Genomic DNA, 21,974 nt, shown 5'->3' on the forward strand with positions numbered 1-21,974 from the left:
CCGACCCACGGTAGGGCATGCCGATCGAGGTCCCCGGGCTTGTCGGTGGCCGGCCATACACTCGCGATGCCTGGCTAGAGAAGGGATGGGAGCATGCGGTTCATCCACACCGCCGACTGGCAACTCGGCATGACCCGCCACTTCCTGGCCGGCGAAGCCCAACCCCGGTATTCGGCGGCCCGCCGCGACGTGGTGGCCGGGCTCGGGGCGCTGGCCGTAGAGGTCGGCGCCGAGTTCGTCGTGGTCGCCGGCGACGTCTTCGAGCACAACCAGCTCGCCCCGCAGGTCATCAGTCAGTCGCTGGAAGCCATGCGCGCCATCGGAATTCCGGTCTACCTCCTGCCCGGCAACCATGACCCGCTCGACGCGTCGTCGGTGTACACCAGCGCGCTGTTCAAAGCCGAACGCCCGGACAACGTCGTGGTACTCGACGGCGCCGCCGTGCATGAGGTGCGGCCCGGGCTGCAGATCGTCGCCGCGCCATGGCGGTCCAAATCGCCCACCACCGACCTGGTCGCCGAGGTGCTCGACGGCCTGCCTGCCGATGGAGTCACCCGCGTCCTGGTCGCGCACGGCGGCGTCGACGTGCTCGACCCCGACCCCACCAACCCGGCACTGATCCGCTTGGCCGCGGTGCAGGACGCGCTGGCCCGCGGCGCCGTCCACTACGTCGCGCTGGGCGACAAGCATTCGGTTACCGAAGTTGACGCCCGCATCTGGTATTCCGGGTCGCCGGAGGTCACCAATTTCGACGACATCGAACCCAATCCCGGTCACGTGCTCGTCGTCGACGTCGACGAGAACGATCCGCGCCGCCCGGTCACCGTCGACGCCCGCCGGGTCGGCCGCTGGCGGTTCGTCACCCTGCGCCATCAGGTCGACAACAACCGCGACATCGCCGATTTGGATCTGAACCTGGACCAGATCGCCGACAAAGACCGCACAGTGGTCCGCCTGGCGTTGGTCGGGTCGCTGACGGTCACCGACCGCGCCGCCCTGGATGCCTGCCTGGACAGGTACTCGCGGCTGTTCGCCTGGTTGGGCACTTGGGACCGACACACCGACCTCGCCGTGATCCCGGGCGACGGCGAATTCGACAACCTCGGGATCGGGGGCTTCGCCGCCGCCGCGGTCGACGAGCTGGTCGCGACCGCACGCGCTGGGGACGACGAAACCGCCGACGATGCCCAGGCGGCGCTGGCGCTGCTGCTGCGGCTCACCGATCGGGGTGCGGCATGAGGCTGCATCGACTGGTCTTGCGCAATTACCGCGGCATCGGCCACCGCGAGCTCGATTTCCCCGACCACGGGGTGGTGGTCGTGTGTGGCGCCAACGAGATCGGTAAGTCGTCGATGATCGAGGCGCTGGATCTGCTTCTGGAATCCAAAGACCGCTCGACCAAAAAAGACGTCAAGCAGGTCAAGCCGACCCATGCCGACGTCGGCTCGGAGGTCACCGCCGAAATCAGCACCGGCCCTTACCGTTTCGTCTACCACAAGCGCTTCCACAAGAAACCGGAGACGCAGCTGACGGTGCTGGTGCCGCACCGCGAACAGCTGACCGGCGACGAGGCGCACGAGCGGGTGCGGGCCATGCTGGCCGAGACGGTGGACATCGAGCTGTGGCGTGCCCAACGCGTCCTGCAGGCGGATTCGACGGCGGCGGTCAACCTGTCGGGCTGCGACGCGCTGTCGCGGGCACTCGACGTCGCGGCCGGTGACGCCGCAACCCTGTCGGGTACCGAACCGGTGCTGATCGAGCGAATCGACGCCGAATACGCCCGCTACTTCACCCCGACCGGTCGTCCGACAGGGGAGTGGTCCGCGGCGATCGCTGCGCTCGACGACGCCGACAGCGAAGTCGAGCGGTGTGCGGCGGCGGTCGCCGAGGTCGACCAGCGGGTACAACGGCACGCCGCGCTGACGGCCGAACTGGCCGAGTTGTCGCAGCAGCGGCAGGTGGCCACGGCCCGGCTCACCGCCGCCCGAACTGCCGCCGACAAGATCGCCAAGCTCACCGAGCAGTTGCGGGAAGCCAAGCTGATCGCCGCAGCCGCAACCGCAACCAGCACCACGTCGATGGCCGCGCACACCGAGCGGCTGCGGCTGCGCACCGAAATCGATACCCGCACCGCGGCGGTCGCCGCGTCGGAAGCCGAGGTTCGCGAGGCCACCGAGGCGGAGTCGACGGCACGCGAGGTCGTCGAGGCCGCCGACGCCGTCGTCGAGGAGGCCGAGGAGGCCCTGTCGGCCGCGCAGCAACGGGCCGAGTCCGCCCGTCGCATCGTCGACGGGCTGGCCCGCCGCGACGAAGCCGAGCGGTTGGCGGCCCGGCTGGCCAAGATCGACGCCGCCCAGCGCGAACTCGACCAGGTCAACGCCGAGCTGGCCGCAATCACGTTGACCGACCAAGCATTCCAGCGGATCGAGCAGGCTGCCGCCGCCGTCGACCGCGCCGAAGGACAGCTCGCGCTGATCTCGACGACGGTGGAATTCACCGCGGTCAGCGACATCGAACTCGCCGTCGACAACCAGCGAGTGCCGTTGCCGGCCGGGCAGAGCTGGTCGATGACCGCCGGCGCCGGCACCGAGGTCGAGGTTCCCGGGGTCTTGACGGCGCGGTTCAGCCCCGGCGTCACCGCAGTCGAAGTGCAAGCCAAATTCGCGGGGGCGCAAGAGGAATTTGCCGCCGCACTGGCCGCCGGGCAGGTGGCTGACGTCGCGGCGGCGCGTTCAGCCGACAAGCTGCGCCGCGAACTGCAGCAGGCCCACGATCGGCTGACTGCCACCCTGACCGCGCTGTGCGGTGACGACGACGTCGACCAGCTGCGCTCGCATCTGGCAGGGCTGCGTGCCGAACCGCTTCCCGACGACGCGACGGACAGCGCGGCCGCCGCCGCCGAACTCGACGCCGCCGAAGCCGCCCGCGCCCAGGCCGCCACAGACTGCGAAACGCACCGGCGAGTCGCGGCGGCCGCGGCGCGCAAATTCACCGAAATAGCCACGCAGGCAAAGCTTTTGTGCGACAAAGTGGCCAGTCAGCGTACTGATCTGGCCGCCGTCGCCGACCGGCTGGCCCAGCAGCGCGCCTCGGTAGCAGACGACCAACTGGCAGCCACCGCCGACGCCGAGCTGCGTGCCGCGCAAACCGCCGAACGGCGGGTTGCCGAGCTCTCCGAACAACTGGCCGCCGCGGCACCCGATGCCGTCGCAGCGGAATTGGCCGAGGCCGCCGACGCGTCCGACGCGCTGCGCGCCCGCCACGACGAGGCCGCACGGGTGCTGCACGAGATCACCGTCGAGCTCGCCGTATTCGGCACCGAAGGCCGCCAGGGCAAGCTCGACGCTGCCCAGATCAAACGCGAACATGCCCACAGCGAATACCTGGGGGTGCAGCGACGAGCCCGCGCCGTGCAGCTGCTGCGGTCGGTGATGACGCGTCACCGCGACACCACCCGGCTGCGCTACGTCGAGCCGTTCCGCGCCGAGCTGCAGCGACTCGGCCGCCCGGTGTTCGGGCCCAGCTTCGAGGTCGACGTCGACAGCAACCTGTGTATCCGCAGCCGCACTCTCGACGGCTGCACCGTCCCGTACGAGTCGTTGTCCGGCGGAGCCAAGGAGCAACTCGGCATCCTGGCCCGGCTGGCCGGGGCGGCGCTGGTCGCCAAGGAGGACAGCGTGCCGGTCCTCATCGACGACGCCCTCGGGTTCACCGATCCCGAACGGCTGGCCCGGATGGGCGAAGTATTCGACACGTTGGGCGCAAACGGCCAGGTGATCGTGCTGACATGCATGCCCGCCCGCTACGACGCCGTCAAGGATGCGCACCGCATCGAATTGAGCGCCTAACGCCCGGCGCCGACATACACTCACCCGCAATAGGGGGTGAGCGATGGACCTGAACTGCGATTACGTGGTCGTCGGCACGGGGTCGGCGGGGGCGGTGCTCGCCAATCGGCTCAGCGCCGACCCGGCGGTTTCGGTGGTGGCGCTGGAGGCGGGGCCGCGCGACGCCAACAAGTTCATCCGCATCCCCGCGGCATTCTCCAAGCTTTTCCGTACCGAGGTGGACTGGGATTATCTGACGGAGCCGCAGAAGGAGCTGGCCGGCCGCGAGATCTATTGGCCCCGCGGCAAGATGCTCGGCGGATCATCGTCGATGAACGCGATGATGTGGGTGCGCGGGTTCGGCGCCGACTACGACGAGTGGGCCGCCAAGGCAGGCCCGGAATGGTCCTATGCCGAGGCGCTGAGCTACTTTCGCCGCATCGAAAATGTCGCCGATGCTTGGCATTTCGTCAGCGGCGACGAGAGCGGAGTGACCGGTCCGCTGATCCTGTCCCGCCAGCGCAGCCCGCGCAGCTCGACCGCGGTCTGGCTGGCCACCGCGCGAGAATGCGGATTCGGCAGTGCCCACCCGAATTCCGCTGCCCCGGAAGGCTTCTGCGAAACCGTCGTCACCCAGCGCAAGGGCGCCCGGTGGAGCACCGCCGATGCCTACCTCAAACCAGTGCTGCGCCGCAAGAACCTCGACGTGCTCACCGAAGCGACCGCCACGCGGGTACTTTTCGACGGCAACCGCGCCACCGGGGTGGAATTCGACCAGGACGGCGGGCGCCGCGTCGTGAATGCCCGCCGCGAAGTCGTGCTGTGCGGCGGTGCGATCAACACACCGCAGCTGTTGATGCTCTCCGGGATCGGCGATTCCGACCACCTCGACGAGCACGGCATCGACACCGTGCACCACGCACCCGAGGTGGGTCAGAACCTGCGTGACCACCTTGTCACCCCGCTGGGCTTCGACGTCGAGCAGGACAGCCTGTTCGTCGCCGAGAAGCCCAAGCAGCTGGTCAACTATCTGTTGCGGCGGCGCGGCATGCTGACGTCCAATGTCGGTGAGGCCTACGGGTTTGTCCGCAGCCGACCTGAGCTCGAGCTGCCCGACCTGGAGCTGATTTTCGCGCCGGCACCCTACTTCGACGAGGGAATCGGCGAGCCGTACACCGGGCACGCGGTGGTGTTCGGGCCCATCCTGCTCAAGCCGCACAGCCGCGGGCAGATCCTGCTGCGATCGGCCGACCCGCTCGCCAAGCCGATCATCGACCCGCGCTACCTCTCGGACCCCGACGGCGTCGACCGCGCCACGATGATGGCGGGCCTGCGGATCTGCGCGCAGCTCGCCGAAACCTCGCCGCTGAAGGGCCTGCTCGGCGCCATCGCCCGGCCGCGGGGTGCCACCGAACTGGATGACGCCACCCTCGAGGAGGCGCTCAACACCTGCTCGCACACCCTGTACCACCCGGTGAGCACCTGCCGGATGGGCAACGACGACGCCAGCGTCGTCGACCCGCAACTACGGGTCCGCGGTGTGGAGGCGTTGCGGGTGGCCGACGCGTCGGTGATGCCGAGCATCATCCGCGGCCACACCCATGCGCCTACAGTGCTGATCGGCGAGAAGGCCGCCGACCTGATCTCCTCGAGCGGCCAGTTATGACACGCTTTTTCGTCGGACGCGTGCAATAAGTGGCCACTGGGCACTACCGGGTGAACCCGATCGCGGTATAGACCACGTCGGCAAGCCCGTGCGCGCCGAAGTTGGCCAGCGTGCTGCGCACCGCGATGTCGCCGGGTGACTGGAACAGCGGCAGGTTGAAGCCTTCCTGCCAGATCATCGTGTCGACCTGGTTGGCCAGCGCGCGCGCCTTGTCTGGATCCAGCTCGGAGAGCGTCTGCGCGATCTTGGCGTCGATTTCGCGATTGCCGATCTTGCCGAAATTGCTGTCCCCGTCGGAGGTGTAGATCTGCGGCAGCGCGGACAGCGGGAAAGCGTTGCCTACCCAGCCGAATTGGGTGATGTCGAAGTCGCCGACGGACACGTGCTGGCTGAAGAATCCGGTACCTGGCTTGGGGTCGAGCTGCAACTTGACCCCGATCTGCGCCAGGTTCTGCTGAGCCACCAGGGCGATTTGCCGGGCCGATTGCCCGTCGTAGAACACGTCGCGGATCACCAGCGGTTTGCCGTTCTTCTCCCGCACCGCCCCGTTGAGCTTCCAGCCCAACGCGTCCAAATCCCGGCGGGCCTGCTCGGGGTTGTAATCGGCTGGCGCGCTGTTGTTTTGGTAGCCCACCTGGCCGGCGACGTAGACGTGATTGTTCAGCGGCGCCGGATGGGCCGTCAGACCATGCTGCACGACGTCGACGATCGCCTGGCGGTCGATGCCTCGGCAAATCGCCAGCCGCAACTTCTCGTCGGCCACAATCGATCCGGGTGCGCCGTTGAATGTGAAGTGGTACCAGGTGGGGGCCGGAGCGCTACGGATCACGATTCCCGGCGTGCGCTGCGCGGTGACCATGTCATCGAGGGTGCTCACTCCGGCCGCATCGATCGCGTTGTTCTGCAGCGCGGGAATGACGGCCGCGGCGTCGAGCACCAGGAACGTGATGGAGTCCAGCCGCGGTTTGGCGCCCCACCAACGCGGATTGCGGGTCAGCACAATGCGCTGCGCGGTCCGGTCGATGGTGGTCACGATGAACGGTCCGGCCGACGGACCGGGCGCGTTGAGTTGGCCCTTGTTGAAGACGTCCGGGTTCGCGGTCATGCTGCGTGGCTGCATCCCGCCGGCGAACATCCCTCGCCACTCCGCGTACGGTTCGGCGAAAGTCACGATCGCCTGGCGATCGTCCACGCCTCGGGTCACCGACTTCACCCGCTCGAATCCTGCTCTGCTGGCGATCAGGTAGCGCTTGTCGCGGCCGCTGCACGCGTCGACCTCGGATTTGAGGTCTTCCCAGGTGATCGGGGTGCCGTCGCTCCACACTGCCTTCGGATTGATGGTGTAGGTGACGACCTGAGGTGTGGTGCTGGTCAATTCGACGTTGGTGAAGTAGTCGGTGTTGAGCTTCAGCGAGCCGTCGGGCTGGGTGATGAACGCGCCCGGCAGCGTCGGCGCGACAATGGAGCCGACGTCGGCGGTGTTGCCGTCGATGCTGAGCTCGTTGAAGTTTTCCGGGAACGATGTCAGCGCAAGCCGCAGGTTCCCGCCGTCGCGCAGCGTCGCCGGATCTCTCGGGTTGATGTCGCTGGTGCTGCCGACCCGCGCGGCGTGGGTCTGTCGAAGGTCGCGGTACCCGCTCGAGCAGCCGGTGACGACCAACAGCACCACCGCCGCCAGCACCGCGAGCCGGCTAGGCATCGGCGTGGGCCCGCGGGACCGCGGCCAGTAGTCGTCGGGTGTACTCGTGCTGCGGATCGGTGAAGACCTGCTCGCCGTCGCCCTGTTCGACGATCGTTCCCTTGTACATCACCGCGACCCGGTGAGCCAGGTGCTTGACCACCGAAAGGTCATGCGACACAAACAGATACGACAACCCGAACTGCTCCTGCAGGTCCAACAACAGGTTGATGATCCCTGCCTGTATCGACACGTCGAGCGCCGACACCGGCTCGTCGAGCGCAAGAATCTTCGGCTGCAGAGCCAACGCCCGCGCAATGCCGATTCGCTGCTTTTGCCCGCCGGAGAACTCGGCGGGATAGCGGCTGGCATCGGCGTGGTCCAGCCCGACGATGTCCAGCAACTCGGCGACCCTTTCCTCGCAGCGGCGCCTGTCGAACCCATTGGCTACTAACGGCTCGGCGATGACGTCGAAGACCGGCAGCCGGGGGTCCAGGGAGGCGACCGGGTCCTGGAACACCACCTGCAGCTCCGTGCGGAGCCTGCGGCGGGCACTTGAGTCCAAGGCCGCGACGTCGGCGCCGAGTATCTCGATGGACCCCGCCTGCGGCCGGGCGAGGTCGAGAATTTGGGACAGCGTGGTCGATTTGCCCGAACCTGATTCGCCGACAATGCCCAGCGTGCGGCCCTGCTCCAGGGTGAAGCTGACGCCGTCGACCGCGCGCACCTCGCCGACCCGCCTGCGGAACACCACACCCTTGGTCAGCGGGTAGGTCTTGACCAGATCCGCCACTTGCAGCACGACCGGCGGTTCGCCGGCCGCGGTATCGGTGTACGACGGTCCGGTTGACACACCGAAGATTTCGGCCGCACTGCGGCCGGCGACATGGTCGGTGCGAATGCACGCCGCCCGGTGGCCGTCGGCAATAGTGACCAGATCCGGTTCCGCTGACCGGCATTCGTCGATGGCCAGCGGACAGCGCGGGGCGAAGGTACAGGCGCCGGGGGACAAAGACGTCATCGTCGGCGGCGCGCCGGGAATCGGGATCAGCCGGGTGCCCTGCGGGGCGTCGAGGCGCGGCACCGAACCCAGCAGCCCGACGGTGTAGGGCATCCGGCGGTCGCGGTAAATCTCGTCGACAGTAGCGATCTCGACAGGCCGCCCGGCGTACATGACCAGCGCCCGATCCGCGAACTCCGACACCACACCCAAGTCGTGGGTGATGATCAGCACGCCGGCGCCGGTGACGTCGCGCGCGGTTCGCAGCACGTCGAGGATCTGCGCCTGCACGGTGACATCCAGCGCGGTGGTCGGCTCGTCGCAGATCAGCAGGTCCGGATCGTTGGCGATCGCGATCGCGATCACCACCCGCTGGCGCTCACCGCCGGACAGCTCGTGTGGGAAGGCCTTGGCGCGGTGCTGTGGCTGCGCGATACCGACCAACTCGAGCAGTTCGACGGCGCGCTTGCGGGCATCGGCTCGGCCGATCCCGCGGTGGTGGACCTCGACGGCCTCGGCGATCTGGTCACCGACGGTGTAGACGGGCGTCAGCGCCGACATCGGGTCTTGGAACACGGTGCCGATGGTCTTGCCGCGGATCCGCGACATCGCCTGGTCGGACCGCCCGACCAACTCCTCGCCGTGCAACCGCACCGATCCTGACACCCGGGCGTATTCCGGGAGCAATCCGACGACGGCCATCGCGGCCGTGGTTTTGCCGCAACCGGACTCCCCGACGATGGCGACCACTTCGCCGGGGTCGATGTGGTAGCTGGTGCCGCGCACGGCGGGTACGACCACGTCCTCGGTTTCGAAGGTCACGGTCAAATCCGTTACGTCGAGCAGCGCGGTCATTTCGCACGCCGCTTTCTGCGGCGCGCTGCTCCGCTGCTGGGATCAACCGCGTCGCGCAGCCCGTCGCCGGCGAGGTTGGCGCACAACACGATCAGCACCAGCGCCCCGGCCGGGAACAGGAAAACCCATGGGAATGTGGCGGTCGACGGTGTGCCGTCGGCGATCAATGTGCCCAGCGACACGTCGGGAGGCTGGACGCCGAATCCCAGGAAACTCAAGCCGGTTTCGGCGAGGATCGCGGAGCCCACGTTGAGCGTGCCGTCGATGATGAGGATCGAGGCGACGTTCGGCACGATGTGCCCGATGATGATGCGGCGGCTCGACACGCCCATATACCCTGCCGCACGGACGAATTCGCGTTCTCGCAGGCTCATCGTCAGGCCGCGCACCATCCGCGAGCTGACCATCCAGCCGAACGCTGCCAGCAGCACGATGAGCCACAGAATGTGACCGGACTGCTTGGTGCGCGGCGTGACAATGGCGATCAGGAGAAAGCTCGGAACCACCAGCAGCAGGTCCACCAGCCACATCAACGCCCGGTCGCGCCAGCCGCCGAAATAGCCCGCCACCGACCCGACCGTGGCGGCGATGCTGGTGGAGATCACGGCGACACAGAAACCGATCAGCATCGACTTCTGCATGCCCCGCAGCGTGCGTGCCAACAAATCCTGGCCGAGCGCGTTGGTGCCGAACCAGTGCTGCAGCGACGGTGGCTGCAGCAGCGCGTCATAGTCCAGCGCGGTGTAGCTGTAGGGGAGTAGCGGCGGCAGCGCGTAGCAGCCGATGAACAGCAGAATCAACAGAACCAGCGCAACCACGGCAGGCTTGTTACGGATGAACCGGCGCACCAACAGGTTTCGCCGCGAGGCGAACGCCGCCGGGTGAACACCGGACCGGACTGCCGTCGTCTCTGCCGGCGCGGTCATGACACCCGAATCCTGGGATCCAGCATCGCGTAGATGACGTCGGACAGCAGCCCGGCGATTAGAATCGCCGCCCCGGTGAACACCGTGATCGCGACGACGACGTTGGTGTCCTGAGTCGAGATGCCTTGCACCACCCAGTCGCCCATGCCGTGCCAGCCGAAGATCTTCTCGACGAACACCGCGCCGACGACCAGGCCGCTGACGCCGTACGCGAACAAGGTGGCCATCGGGATCAGCGCGGTGCGCAGGCCGTGTTTGAATAGCGCGCGTCGGCGGGTCAGGCCTTTGGCGCGGGCGGTCCGGATGAAATCCTCGCCCAGCACGTCGAGCATCGCGTTGCGCTGGTAGCGACTGAAACCCGCGATCGCGCCGAGCGCGAGCGTCAGAGTCGGCAACACGATGTGCTGGATGCGGTCGACGATCCGGTCCCATGCGCTGCCGAACGGAATGGGCGAGGTCTCGCCGGTATAGAGGAAGATCCGCACGCCGGTGAGCATGTTGACTCGGAGCCCGGCCAAGATGAGCAGGCCCGCCAGCACGAACGACGGGATGCTCAGGATGAGCAACGACAGCACCGTGACCACCCGGTCGCTCAGCTGATACTGCCGGATCGCGCCCCAGGCGCCCACCACGACGCCGATCACGGTGCCCAGCACGGAGCCGATCACCACCAGGCGCAGACTGACGCCGATCCGCCGCCACAGCTCCTCGGAGACGGGATGGCCGGTCACCGTGGCGCCGAAGTCACCGCGAACCGCGCCGGAAACCCAGTTGGCGTACCGGACGGGTACCGGTTTATCCAGGCCAAGCTCAACGACTTTGGCGTGAATGGCCTCCGGCGGCGGCTGTGGGTGCCGCTGGACGAAACTGTCCAAGGGATGAAACGTCACCGACGCCAGGCAGAACGCCAAGAACGACGCCAGCGTCAGCAGCACGAGATAGTTCAGCAAGCGACGCGCCAAGAAGCGGATCATGCCTGCCGGCCTCGCCCGTGTCGCATGGGCACAGGGTAAGAGATGTGCTCGCCGGCTGCCGCGAACAGATGCGATCCCGCTGATTCGTACCGGTGAACGCCAACGGCTGAATTGTTAGAATCAGCCACCCGAAATGCTCGATCCAGCAAACAACGCAAGGAGATTGGCGTGACGGTTACCGACGACTATCTGGCCAACAACGCCCAATACGCGAGCTCCTTCAGCGGTCCGTTGCCGATGCCGCCGAGCAAACACGTGGCGATCGTCGCATGCATGGATGCCCGGCTCGATGTGTACCGCGCGCTGGGAATCAAAGAGGGCGAGGCGCACGTCATCCGCAACGCCGGCGGCGTCGTCACCGACGACGCGATCCGTTCACTGGCGATCAGCCAGCGATTGCTGGGCACTCGCGAGATCATCCTCATCCACCACACCGACTGCGGGATGCTCACCTTCACCGACGACGACTTCAAGCGCGCCATCCAGGACGAGGTCGGCATCAAACCTGCCTGGGCCGCCGAGGCCTTCCCGGAGCCGGCCGAGGATGTGCGCCAGTCGCTGCGCCGCATCGAAGCCAACCCGTTCGTCACCAAGCACGAGTCATTGCGTGGCTTCGTGTTCGACGTCGCCACCGGCAAGCTCAACGAGGTCACGCTCTAGCGCGTCGAGTGTGAACCCTGGGCGCCGACTGTGAATCGTCGGCGGCCCCGGTCGCACAATTCCCGCCCTCACCGCACACTCGAATCCCTCAATTCACACTCGATCGGGGTTGTTGACACCGGCCGCCCGTCTCGGTAAATTCCCGGTAAGGCTCATAAATCAGGCCAATCTACCCAACTTTACCAGGAATAGGCGAAGGCTCTATGACCAGCCAAGCAACAGCCAGCCCGACAGCCGGGCAGTACGAGTTGAGCCATCTGCGCTCGCTGGAGGCCGAGGCCATCCACATCATTCGCGAGGTGGCGGCCGAATTCGAGCGCCCGGTGCTGCTGTTCTCCGGCGGCAAGGACTCGATCGTGATGCTGCACCTGGCGCTCAAGGCGTTCCGGCCGGGCCGGCTGCCGTTCCCGGTGATGCACGTCGACACCGGCCACAACTTCGACGAGGTCATCGCCACCCGCGACGAGTTGGTCGAGCAAACCGGGGTGCGGTTGATCGTGGCGAAGGTGCAAGACGATATCGACGCCGGCCGCGTCGTCGAGACCATCCCGTCACGCAACCCGATCCAGACGGTGACTCTCCTTAGAGCCATTCGCGAGAAAAAGTTCGACGCGGCATTCGGCGGCGCCCGCCGTGACGAGGAGAAGGCGCGGGCCAAGGAGCGGGTGTTCAGCTTCCGCGACGAGTTCGGCCAGTGGGACCCCAAAGCCCAGCGACCCGAGCTGTGGAACCTCTACAACGGCCGCCACCACAAGGGCGAGCACATCCGCGTCTTCCCGCTGTCGAACTGGACCGAGTTCGACGTGTGGTCCTACATCGGCGCCGAGAAGGTCATGCTGCCGTCGATCTACTTCGCCCACCGGCGCAAGGTGTTCGAGCGCGACGGGATGCTGCTGGCCGTGCACCGGCACATGCAGCCCCGTCCCGACGAGGAGGTGTTCGAGGCGACGGTGCGCTTCCGCACCGTCGGTGACGTCACCTGTACGGGATGTGTGGAGTCGACGGCGGCCACGGTCTCGGAGGTGATCGCCGAGACGGCGGTGTCGCGGCTGACCGAACGTGGGGCGACCCGCGCCGACGACCGGATCTCCGAGGCAGGCATGGAAGACCGCAAGCGGCAGGGGTACTTCTGATGACGACATTGCTGCGTATCGCGACGGCCGGCTCCGTCGACGACGGCAAGTCCACCCTGATCGGGCGGCTGCTGTACGACTCCAAGGCCGTGATGGAAGACCAGTGGGCATCGGTGGAAGCCACGTCGAAGCAACGCGGCCACGACTACACCGACCTGGCGCTGGTCACCGACGGGTTGCGCGCCGAACGCGAGCAGGGCATCACGATCGACGTCGCCTACCGCTATTTCGCCACGCCCAAGCGCAAATTCATCATCGCCGACACGCCCGGCCACGTTCAGTACACCCGCAACATGGTGACCGGGGCGTCCACGGCCCAGCTGGCGATCGTGCTAGTCGATGCACGCCACGGTCTGCTGGAGCAGTCGCGCCGGCACACCTTCCTGGCGTCGCTGCTGGGTATCGAGCACATCGTGCTCGCGGTCAACAAGATGGACCTGATCGACTGGGACCAAGAAGCTTTCGAGGCCATTCGCGACGACTTCCACGCCTTCGCCACGCGCCTCGATGTGCATGACGTGCTCGCCATCCCGATGTCGGCGCTGCACGGCGACAACGTGGTGACCAAGTCCGACAAGACGCCGTGGTACGACGGACCGGCGCTGCTGTCGCACCTCGAGGAGGTGTTCATCGCCGGTGACCGCAACCTGGTCGACGTGCGGTTCCCGGTGCAGTACGTCATCCGGCCGCAGACCCGCGAGCATCACGACTACCGCAGCTACGCAGGCTCGGTGGCCAGCGGTGTGATGCGTCCCGGCGACGAGGTCATCGTGTTGCCGGCAGGCAAGACCAGCCGCATCACCGAAATCGAAGGGCCCACTGGGCCGGTGGACGAAGCGTTTCCGCCGATGGCGGTCTCGGTGCGACTCGCCGACGACATCGACATCTCGCGCGGGGACATGATCGCCCGCGTCACCAACCAGCCGCGGGTCACCCAGGAGTTCGACGCGACGGTCTGCTGGATGGCCGACGGCTCGGCGCTGGAGGCGGGGCGCGAGTACCTTGTCAAGCACACCACCCGCACCACGCGGGCGATCGTCACCGGGCTGGACTACCGCCTCGACGTCAACACGCTGCACCGTGACAAGAGCGCAACGGCGTTGAACCTCAACGAACTTGGCCGCATCTCGCTGCGCACCCAGGTGCCGCTGCTGCTCGACGAGTACACCCGCAACGCCAGCACCGGGTCGTTCATCCTGATCGACCCGGCCACCAACGGCACGGTGGCGGCCGGCATGGTGCTGCGCGACGTCGCCGGGCGCACGTCGAGCCCCAACACCGTGCGGCACAAGTCGCTGGTGACCGCCGAGGACCGGATGGCACGGGGCCGCACGGTGTGGTTCACCGGGCTTTCCGGTTCGGGAAAGTCGTCGGTGGCCATGCTCGTCGAGCGCAAGCTGCTCGAAAACGATGTTCCCGCTTATGTTCTCGACGGCGACAACCTGCGCCACGGCCTGAACGCCGACCTGGGCTTCTCGATGGCCGATCGCGCCGAGAACCTGCGCCGGCTCGCACACGTCGCGACCCTGCTCGCCGATTCCGGCCACACCGTGCTGGTGCCGGCGATCAGCCCGCTCGCCGAGCACCGCGAACTGGCCCGGCAGGTGCACGCCGAAGCCGGGCTCGACTTCTTCGAGGTGTTCTGCGACACCCCGATCGAAGACTGCGAAAAGCGGGATCCCAAGGGCCTTTACGCCAAGGCGCGTGCCGGTGAGATCACCCACTTCACCGGGATCGACAGTCCCTATCAGCGGCCCAAGAACCCGGATCTGCGCCTGACACCCGCAATGTCGGTCGACGAGCAGGCGCAGCAAGTCCTCGATCTGCTCAAGTCGCGCAGGTGAGCGATCACGAGCTGGCGGCGCGGCTGGCCAGCCTGGCGGGCGAGTTGCTGCTTGCCGTGCGCGAGGAATTGGCCGGGGCGACCGAGGCGGAGCGAAAAGCGGCGGGGGACAAGCGTTCCCACGATTTTCTGATCGAGGCTCTGGAGCGCGAACGGCCTGCTGACGCGGTGCTGTCCGAAGAGGGCGCCGACAACCGGGTGCGGCTGAGCTCGGAGCGGGTGTGGATCGTCGACCCGCTGGACGGCACGCGCGAGTTCTCCGAACTCGGCCGCGAGGATTGGGCCGTGCACGTCGCGCTGTGGCAATCCGGCGAACTGGTCGCGGGAGCCGTCGCGCTGCCCGCGCAGGGCATCACGCTGGCCACACCCGACGTCGCGTCGCCACCGCCGCATTCGGGCCCGCCCCGGGTGGTGGTGTCCCGCACCCGCCCGCCGGCGATCGCACTGCAGGTACGCGACCACCTCAACGGCACGCTGGTGGAGATGGGGTCGGCGGGAGCGAAAGTCGCCGCGGTCATTCAAGGCTTGGCCGACGTCTACGTCCACGCCGGTGGGCAATACGAATGGGATTCGGCCGCACCGGTCGCGGTGGCCCGCGCCGCGGGTCTGCACACCTCGCGCATCGACGGGTCGCCGCTGGCCTACAACCAGAGCGACCCGCTGCTGCCGGATCTGGTGGTGTGCCGGCCCGAATACGCCGAGGCGGTGCTGGCCGTCACTGGCTAACCTCAGATCATGCGGATGTCGGCCAAGGCGGAGTACGCAGTGCGGGCGATGGTGCAGCTCGCAACGGCCGACAGCGGCACGCTGGTCAAGACCGAAGACCTGGCGAACGCCCAGGGGATCCCGCCGCAGTTTCTGGTCGACATCCTGTCGGACCTGCGCACCGATCGGTTGGTGCGCAGCCACCGGGGCCGAGACGGCGGCTACGAGCTGGCGCGTCCGGCCACCGAGATCAGCATCGCCGACGTGTTGCGCTGCATCGACGGGCCGTTGGCCAGCGTGCGCGACATCGGTCTGGGCGACCTGCCCTATTCCGGTCCCACCGCGGCGCTGACCGACGTGTGGCGGGCGCTGCGGGCCAGCATGCGCTCGGTATTAGAGGAAACGACGGTTGCCGACGTCGCCGCGAATGCCCTGCCCAAGCATGTCGGCCAGCTCGCCGACGCGTATCGGGACCAGGAACGCAAGCGCCACGGCAGGTAGCGCTCAGCCACCCGAGCCGTAGGGGCGGGTGATGATCTCCAGGAAATGACCGCCGGGGTCTTGGAAGTACACGCCGCGGCCACCGTCGTTGTGGTTGATCTCGCCGGGGTGCTGCGCGCGGGGATCGGCCCAGTGCTGAATTCCGCGTGATTGGATCTTGCCGTAGATGGCGTCGAAGTCGTCCTCGGAGACCAGAAACGCGTAGTGCTGTGGCCGGATGTCCTCTGTCTCGGGTACATCGGCGTAGTCGAGGTCGACGCCGTGTTCGAGTTTGACGGTCAGGAAGTGGCCGAACGGCACCGGATCCGGTAGCCCGAACAACTCGGTGAGAAACTCTGCGGACTCCCGCTTGTCGCGTGCGGCGACGATGGTGTGGTTCAAAGCAATAGGCATCTCTCCATTCTGCGCGAGCGTGAGTGTTTGTCCGTCGATACGCCGCGTCTGATGTCATTCTGCGCACGCTCACGGGGGTGGCGACTACTTCGGCGCGGTCAGCTCCAGGGCGATGTTGTCCGGGTCGCGGAACTCCAGGATGTACGACGGCCCGATGTCTTTGACCGGCTCATGGTGGATACCCAGCTCGTCGAGATGCGTTGCTGCAGCGTCTAATTCGTCTCTGTCAGCGCATCGGAACGCGATGTGGTCCAGGCCCACACGATCTTCGTCGAAGCGGTCGCTGGCAACCGGCCGCAGCCCGATCAGCGCGCCACCCAGGTCGTAGATGACGCCACCGAACAGAAAACCCAGTTGGTTGCGGGTCGCTTCGTCGGCGTTTTCGGGAAGCTCGACCAAAACCGGCCAGCCGAAGACGCTCTCGTAGAACTGCCGGGATCGCTCGATATCGGTGACGGTGAGCCGGACATGCGCGATGGAGGTGGTGGTGATGGCCACGCGGCACATGCTGCCAGAATCGCGGTCGTGCAGATAGGGATGACCATGCCCGTGATGGAACCGGACTTGGATGCGCGCGTGCTCCGTGACTGGGCTTGCGCGATCGACGAGGGCCCGTTCTCGTCGCTGTGCTGGGGTGAGCGCATCGCGTTCGACAACCCGGAGACGTTGACGCTGCTGGGCGCACTGGCCGCCTGGACCGATCGGGTACGCCTGGTGACGACGGTGATCGTGCCCCAGTTGCACGACCCGGTCATGCTGGCGAAAGCCCTGGCCACCGGCGACATGTTGTGTGATGGGCGGCTGACCGTCGGCATCGGTGTCGGCGGCAGGACTGAGGATTACGAAGCAGTTGGCGCAGATCCGGCGACGCAGACGATGCACGGCATGGCCGAGCGGGTGGCGGTGATGAAGCGCGTCTGGGCGGGGGAGAAGATCACCGAGTCGGTGCTGCCGGTCGGGCCGACGCCGGTTCAGTCGGGCGGCCCGCCGCTGCTGGTCGGCACCATCGGCCCGAAGACCGTCCGCAGCGCCGCTGCCTGGGCCGACGGGCTGGCCGGCACCACGTTGGACCTCGACGTCGCCAAGCAAAACGAGCTGTTCGATGTGGCGCGGATGGCGTGGGCCGAGGCGGGCAAGCCGAAACCTCACCTGGCGACGTCGTTCTGGTTCGCGCTCGGCCCCGCCGACGACGCCCGCCAGCAGATGCATCGGCATCTGCGCCGCTACATGAACTGGATACCGGCGGAGTATGTCGACGCGATGGCGCCGACGACCGGATTTGCCGGCAGCGACGACGAACTGGTCGCGGTGCTACGGAAGTTCGAAGCGATCGGCACCGACGAAATTCAGCTCATCCCAACCAGTTCGGATCTGGTCCAGCTGCGCCGGGTAGCCGAGGTGGTTGCCGGCCTTTAAGTCGGCGGTTGCCACCAGGCAAGCTGGACAGATGTGGGGTAAGAGCGCCGCCGCCGTCATCGTGCACGGCCAGTGCCCGTTTAATGCGGAAGCGGCTCCCGTGGCGCTGGCCAGTGACGGAATCACACCGCTGGACGTCTTCTACTGCCGCAACCATGGCCCCATCCCCGACATCCCGCCCGACCAGTGGCGGCTCACCGTCGATGGACTGGTCGCCAACCCGCTCAGCCTGACCTTCGATGAGCTGACCAGCAGATTTCGTGCGCACACGGTCGTCGCGACCCTGCAGTGCGCAGGAAACCGTCGGGCCGAATTCAGCGAGATCCGCGAGATCGTCGGCGAGGACCCGTGGGGACCGGGGGCGACATCGACGGCCGAATGGCGCGGTGTGCGGTTGGCCGACGTTCTCGACGCCGCCGGGGTCCGTCGCGCCGGTTTACACGTTGCGTTCGTGGCGCCCGACGTGTCGCCGCTGGCTGTTCCGGCCCAGCCCTTCGGCGGCTCGATCCCTGTCGAGAAGGCCAGCTCGGAAGAGGTTCTGCTGGTTTTCGAGATGAATGGCCAGCCGCTCCCGAGAATCCACGGCGGTCCCGTGCGGGTACTGGTACCGGGATACATCGGGGCCCGCAGCGTGAAATGGGTCAACACGATCACCGTGCGAGAAACGCCGTCGCACAACTACTTTCAAGCCGTTGCCTATCGAATCCTTCCCGCCGATGCCGATCCAAATACCGCAGGACCGGACGAAGGCATCTCGTTGTCGTCCGTGGCGCTGAATTGCGACATCCTGGTTCCGGAGAACGGTGCTGAGATCCCCGCAGGGCCGTTAACCATCCGCGGTTATGCCCTTACCGATGGCGATCGCGGCATCGCCCGCGTCGACGTGTCTCTCGACGACGGGCGCAGCTGGCGTCAGGCCACACTCGAGCCGGCGCTCAGCCGGTGGGCGTGGCGGCATTGGTCGCTGACCGTGAATGCCGAGCCGGGGCCGCTGACGGTGACGGCTCGGGCATGGGACACGGCCGGCAACACCCAACCTGAATCGGCGGCATCACTGTGGAACCCCAAAGGCTACGGCAACAACTCGTGGCCCCGGACGCACGTCGAGGTCAAAAACCACGTCTGACCTGCGGAAACGTGGGTGCCCCCGGCAGGATTCGAACCTGCGGCCTTCTGCTCCGGAGGCAGACGCTCTATCCCCTGAGCTACGGGGGCGCATGCGCGAGATGCTGCGCCAATGGGCCCAGCCAGACTAGCGCATCAAAGCGGACAGCCGACCACCGGAACGGATTCGGGTCGTGAACACCTCAGCCAATAGGATGGAGCCTCGTGACCCCCGCTGACCTGGCTGAGCTGCTCAAGGACACCGCCACCGCGGTGCTGACCGAGCGCGGCCTCGACACCGACGCGCTGCCGGCCACGGTCACCGTAGAGCGGCCACGCAACCCCGAGCACGGCGACTACGCCAGCAACCTGGCGATGCAGGTCGCGAAAAAGGTCGGCGCCAACCCGCGCGAACTGGCCGGATGGCTGGCCGACGCGCTCGCGCAGACCGACGGCATCGCCTCGGCCGAGGTAGCCGGACCGGGCTTCATCAACCTGCGGCTGGCCGCGTCGGCGCAGGGCGTCATCGTTAACAACGTCATCGACGCCGGCGCCACATACGGCCACTCCGACACCCAGGCTGGCCACAAGATCAACCTGGAGTTCGTCTCGGCCAACCCCACCGGCCCCATCCACATCGGCGGCACCCGCTGGGCGGCCGTCGGCGACGCCCTCGGCAGGTTGCTGACGACCCAAGGCGCCGACGTCACACGCGAGTACTACTTCAACGACCACGGCGCGCAAATCGACCGGTTCACCAACTCGCTGATCGCCGCTGCCAAAGGCGAGCCGACGCCCGAGGACGGTTACGCGGGCAGCTACATCACCGACATCGCCGCACAGGTGCTTGAAAAAGCACCTGACGGACTACAACTCCCTGAGGCACAGCAGCACGAAACGTTTAGGGCGATCGGCGTCGACTTGATGTTCACCCACATCAAGCAGTCGCTGCATGACTTCGGCACCGACTTCGACGTCTACACCCACGAAGAGTCGATGCACACCAGCGGCCGGGTCGCCCAAGCCATCGAGAAACTCCGCGAAAACGGCAACATCTACGAGAAGGACGGCGCAACCTGGTTGCGCACCAGCGCATTTGGCGACGACAAGGACCGCGTCGTGATCAAGAGCGACGGCCGGCCCGCATATATCGCCGGCGACCTGGCCTACTACCTCGACAAGCGCCAGCGCGGCTTCGACCTGTGCATCTACATGCTCGGCGCCGACCATCACGGCTACATCTCCCGGCTGAAGGCCGCCGCGGCCGCCTTCGGTGACGACCCGGCGACCGTCGAGGTGCTCATCGGACAGATGGTCAACCTGGTCCGCGACGGCCAGACGGTCCGGATGAGCAAGCGGGCCGGCACGGTGATCACGCTCGACGACCTGGTCGAGGCGATCGGTGTCGACGCTGCCCGCTACAGCCTCATCCGCTCCTCGGTGGACACCCCGATCGACATCGACCTCGCGCTGTGGTCCTCGGCGTCCAACGAAAACCCGGTCTACTACGTGCAATACGCGCATGCCCGGCTCTCGGCGCTGGCCCGTAACGCCGCCGAACTCGGCCTCATCCCGGACACCAGCCACCTCGAACTGCTCACCCACGACAAAGAGGGCACGCTGATCCGCGGCCTGGGCGAGTTCCCCCGGGTGCTCCAAACCGCTGCGTCGCTGAGAGAGCCGCATCGGGTGTGCCGCTACCTGGAAGACCTCGCCGGCGACTACCACCGGTTCTACGACTCCTGCCGGGTATTGCCGCAAGGCGACGAGGAACCCAACGAGCTACACACCGCGCGACTTGCGTTGTGCCAGGCCACCCGTCAGGTCATTGCCAACGGCTTGGCAATCCTTGGCGTCACCGCTCCGGAGCGAATGTGAGCGCACATCCGGCCGGCCCACGACACGCCGAAGAAATCCATCACGCGGGCGCACCACCGCGGCCGCAGACCTCGCAGGAACTGCTCAACCTTGCGCCGAACGTCTGGCCGCGCAACGCCGTTCGCAACAAGGACGGCGACGTCAGTATCGCGGACGTGACGGTGACCGAGCTGGCGCGGCGGTACGGCACCCCGCTTTTCGTCATCGACGAAGACGACTTCCGCTCACGCTGCCGCGAGATGGCCAAGGCATTCGGCGGCGGGGAGAACGTCCACTACGCTGCCAAGGCGTTCCTGTGCACCGAAATTGCCCGCTGGATAAATCAAGAAGGTCTGTCGCTCGACGTGTGCACCGGCGGCGAGCTGTCCGTCGCGCTAGAAGCCGGCTTCCCACCCGAGCGAATCGCCTTTCACGGCAACAACAAATCGGTCGCCGAGCTGACCGCCGCGGTCAAGGCCGGGATCGGGCATGTCGTGCTGGACTCGATGACCGAGATCGAGCGCCTCGACGCGATCGCCGCCGACGCCGGCGTGGTCCAGGACGTGCTGATCCGGGTCACCGTGGGAGTGGAGGCACACACCCACGAGTTCATCTCCACCGCCCACGAGGACCAGAAGTTCGGGTTGTCGCTGACCAGCGGCGCGGCGATGGCCGCCGTGAAACGCGTCTTCGCCACCGACAACCTCAGACTGGTTGGGCTGCATAGTCATATCGGTTCGCAGATCTTCGACGTGGCGGGGTTCGAGCTGGCCGCACACCGCGTCATCGGCCTGCTTCACGACATCGTCGCCGAGTTCGGTGTCGACAAGACGTCGCAGATCTCAACCGTCGACCTCGGTGGCGGTCTTGGGATCTCGTACCTGCCACCCGACGATCCGCCGCCGCTCAGCGATTTGGCGGCCAAGCTCGGCGCGATCGTGCGCAATGAATCCGCTGCGGTCGGCCTGCCGGCGCCCCGGCTCATCGTCGAACCCGGCCGGGCGATCGCCGGGCCCGGGACCATCACGCTCTACGAGGTCGGCACAGTCAAGGACGTCGACGTGAGCGCGACGGCACGGCGCCGCTACGTCAGCGTCGACGGCGGCATGAGCGACAACATCCGCACCGCGCTCTACGCCGCGGAGTACGACGTCCGGCTGGTCTCCAGGACCAGCGACGCCGAGCCAACGCTGGCCCGCGTGGTCGGAAAGCACTGCGAGAGCGGCGATATCGTCGTGCGTGATGCCTGGGTTCCGGCAGACCTGCAACCCGGCGACCTGGTGGCCGTGGCGGCAACCGGCGCATATTGCTACTCGCTGTCGAGCCGCTACAACCTGATCGGCCGCCCGGCAGTGGTGGCCGTGCGCGACGGACAGGCCAGACTGGTCCTGCGCCGGGAGACGGTCGATGACCTGTTGAGCTTGGAGGTGAGGTGA

General features: G+C 67.0%; 18 protein-coding genes and 1 tRNA gene. 12 read left to right on the forward strand and 7 right to left on the reverse strand.

Annotated elements, in window-relative coordinates:
* Positions 1–93: 93 nt before the first annotated feature.
* From G6N47_RS15285 to G6N47_RS15295, 3 genes are read left to right on the forward strand one after another with little or no spacing between them, the layout of a single operon-like run.
* A complete protein-coding gene (locus G6N47_RS15285; protein WP_083132609.1) occupies positions 94–1,239 on the forward strand; it encodes a metallophosphoesterase family protein in 1,146 nt (381 codons plus the stop codon).
* A complete protein-coding gene (locus G6N47_RS15290; protein ID WP_083132610.1) occupies positions 1,236–3,848 on the forward strand; it encodes an AAA family ATPase in 2,613 nt (870 codons plus the stop codon). Before G6N47_RS15285 ends, G6N47_RS15290 begins: the two co-directional genes overlap by 4 nt.
* Positions 3,849–3,891: 43 nt before the next feature.
* Complete coding sequence (locus G6N47_RS15295) at positions 3,892–5,493, forward strand: GMC family oxidoreductase (RefSeq protein ID WP_083132611.1); 1,602 nt, start codon at positions 3,892–3,894, stop codon at positions 5,491–5,493.
* 43 nt (positions 5,494–5,536) lie between these two features.
* On the opposite strand, the gene G6N47_RS15300 is transcribed toward G6N47_RS15295, so the two are convergent.
* The 4 genes from G6N47_RS15300 to G6N47_RS15315 are packed head-to-tail and all read right to left on the reverse strand — an operon-like array spanning position 5,537 to position 10,926.
* Positions 5,537–7,192: an ABC transporter family substrate-binding protein gene (locus G6N47_RS15300; protein ID WP_083132612.1), complete on the reverse strand. Its 1,656-nt coding sequence runs from the start codon at positions 7,190–7,192 to the stop codon at positions 5,537–5,539.
* A complete protein-coding gene (locus G6N47_RS15305) occupies positions 7,185–9,026 on the reverse strand; it encodes a dipeptide ABC transporter ATP-binding protein (protein WP_083132613.1) in 1,842 nt (613 codons plus the stop codon). The genes G6N47_RS15300 and G6N47_RS15305 overlap by 8 nt, the downstream gene beginning before the upstream one ends.
* Positions 9,023–9,952: an ABC transporter permease gene (locus G6N47_RS15310; protein ID WP_083132614.1), complete on the reverse strand. Its 930-nt coding sequence runs from the start codon at positions 9,950–9,952 to the stop codon at positions 9,023–9,025. Before G6N47_RS15310 ends, G6N47_RS15305 begins: the two co-directional genes overlap by 4 nt.
* Positions 9,949–10,926 (reverse strand): ABC transporter permease, encoded by a 978-nt coding sequence (locus tag G6N47_RS15315; RefSeq protein WP_083132615.1) that lies wholly within the window; start codon positions 10,924–10,926, stop codon positions 9,949–9,951. Before G6N47_RS15315 ends, G6N47_RS15310 begins: the two co-directional genes overlap by 4 nt.
* 168 nt (positions 10,927–11,094) lie before the next feature.
* Between G6N47_RS15315 and G6N47_RS15320 the strand changes: the two genes are divergently transcribed.
* The 5 genes from G6N47_RS15320 to G6N47_RS15340 all read left to right on the forward strand — a co-directional run bounded on the left by G6N47_RS15320 (position 11,095) and on the right by G6N47_RS15340 (position 15,768).
* Positions 11,095–11,586, forward strand: a complete 492-nt coding sequence (locus G6N47_RS15320) for a beta-class carbonic anhydrase (RefSeq protein WP_083132616.1) — start codon at positions 11,095–11,097, stop codon at positions 11,584–11,586.
* A gap of 203 nt (positions 11,587–11,789) precedes the next feature.
* Positions 11,790–12,719, forward strand: coding sequence for a sulfate adenylyltransferase subunit CysD (gene cysD, locus G6N47_RS15325; protein WP_083132617.1), 930 nt, complete (start codon positions 11,790–11,792; stop codon positions 12,717–12,719).
* The gene (cysC, locus tag G6N47_RS15330; protein WP_083132618.1) at positions 12,719–14,563 is read left to right on the forward strand and encodes an adenylyl-sulfate kinase; all 1,845 of its coding nucleotides are present in this window, start codon (positions 12,719–12,721) and stop codon (positions 14,561–14,563) included. Before cysD ends, cysC begins: the two co-directional genes overlap by 1 nt.
* Entirely contained in the window at positions 14,560–15,288 is a 729-nt protein-coding gene (locus tag G6N47_RS15335; protein ID WP_083132619.1) for a 3'(2'),5'-bisphosphate nucleotidase CysQ, read from the forward strand. Before cysC ends, G6N47_RS15335 begins: the two co-directional genes overlap by 4 nt.
* A gap of 9 nt (positions 15,289–15,297) precedes the next feature.
* Complete coding sequence (locus G6N47_RS15340) at positions 15,298–15,768, forward strand: Rrf2 family transcriptional regulator (protein ID WP_083132620.1); 471 nt, start codon at positions 15,298–15,300, stop codon at positions 15,766–15,768.
* A gap of 3 nt (positions 15,769–15,771) precedes the next feature.
* Here G6N47_RS15340 and G6N47_RS15345 read toward each other — a convergent pair whose 3' ends face one another.
* Entirely contained in the window at positions 15,772–16,161 is a 390-nt protein-coding gene (locus G6N47_RS15345; protein WP_083132621.1) for a VOC family protein, read from the reverse strand.
* An 84-nt stretch (positions 16,162–16,245) separates the two neighbouring features.
* A complete protein-coding gene (locus tag G6N47_RS15350; RefSeq protein ID WP_139799565.1) occupies positions 16,246–16,659 on the reverse strand; it encodes a VOC family protein in 414 nt (137 codons plus the stop codon).
* A gap of 39 nt (positions 16,660–16,698) precedes the next feature.
* Between G6N47_RS15350 and G6N47_RS15355 the strand changes: the two genes are divergently transcribed.
* Together G6N47_RS15355 and G6N47_RS15360 are read left to right on the forward strand one after the other, a co-directional pair.
* Complete coding sequence (locus G6N47_RS15355) at positions 16,699–17,577, forward strand: LLM class flavin-dependent oxidoreductase (protein WP_083132623.1); 879 nt, start codon at positions 16,699–16,701, stop codon at positions 17,575–17,577.
* Between the two features lie 31 nt (positions 17,578–17,608).
* Positions 17,609–18,703: a sulfite oxidase gene (locus tag G6N47_RS15360; RefSeq protein WP_083132624.1), complete on the forward strand. Its 1,095-nt coding sequence runs from the start codon at positions 17,609–17,611 to the stop codon at positions 18,701–18,703.
* 16 nt (positions 18,704–18,719) lie between these two features.
* Here G6N47_RS15360 and G6N47_RS15365 read toward each other — a convergent pair.
* Positions 18,720–18,792: transfer RNA gene (locus G6N47_RS15365), tRNA-Arg, on the reverse strand.
* Positions 18,793–18,906: 114 nt separating this feature from the next.
* Between G6N47_RS15365 and argS the strand changes: the two genes are divergently transcribed.
* Both argS and lysA read left to right on the forward strand, forming a co-directional pair.
* On the forward strand, positions 18,907–20,559 hold the full coding sequence (gene argS / locus G6N47_RS15370; protein ID WP_083132625.1) for an arginine--tRNA ligase: 1,653 nt from the start codon (positions 18,907–18,909) through the stop codon (positions 20,557–20,559).
* A gap of 35 nt (positions 20,560–20,594) precedes the next feature.
* Entirely contained in the window at positions 20,595–21,974 is a 1,380-nt protein-coding gene (lysA, locus tag G6N47_RS15375) for a diaminopimelate decarboxylase (protein WP_232080344.1), read from the forward strand.

The organism is Mycobacterium branderi (assembly GCF_010728725.1).
In the GTDB taxonomy this organism is placed as follows: domain Bacteria; phylum Actinomycetota; class Actinomycetes; order Mycobacteriales; family Mycobacteriaceae; genus Mycobacterium; species Mycobacterium branderi.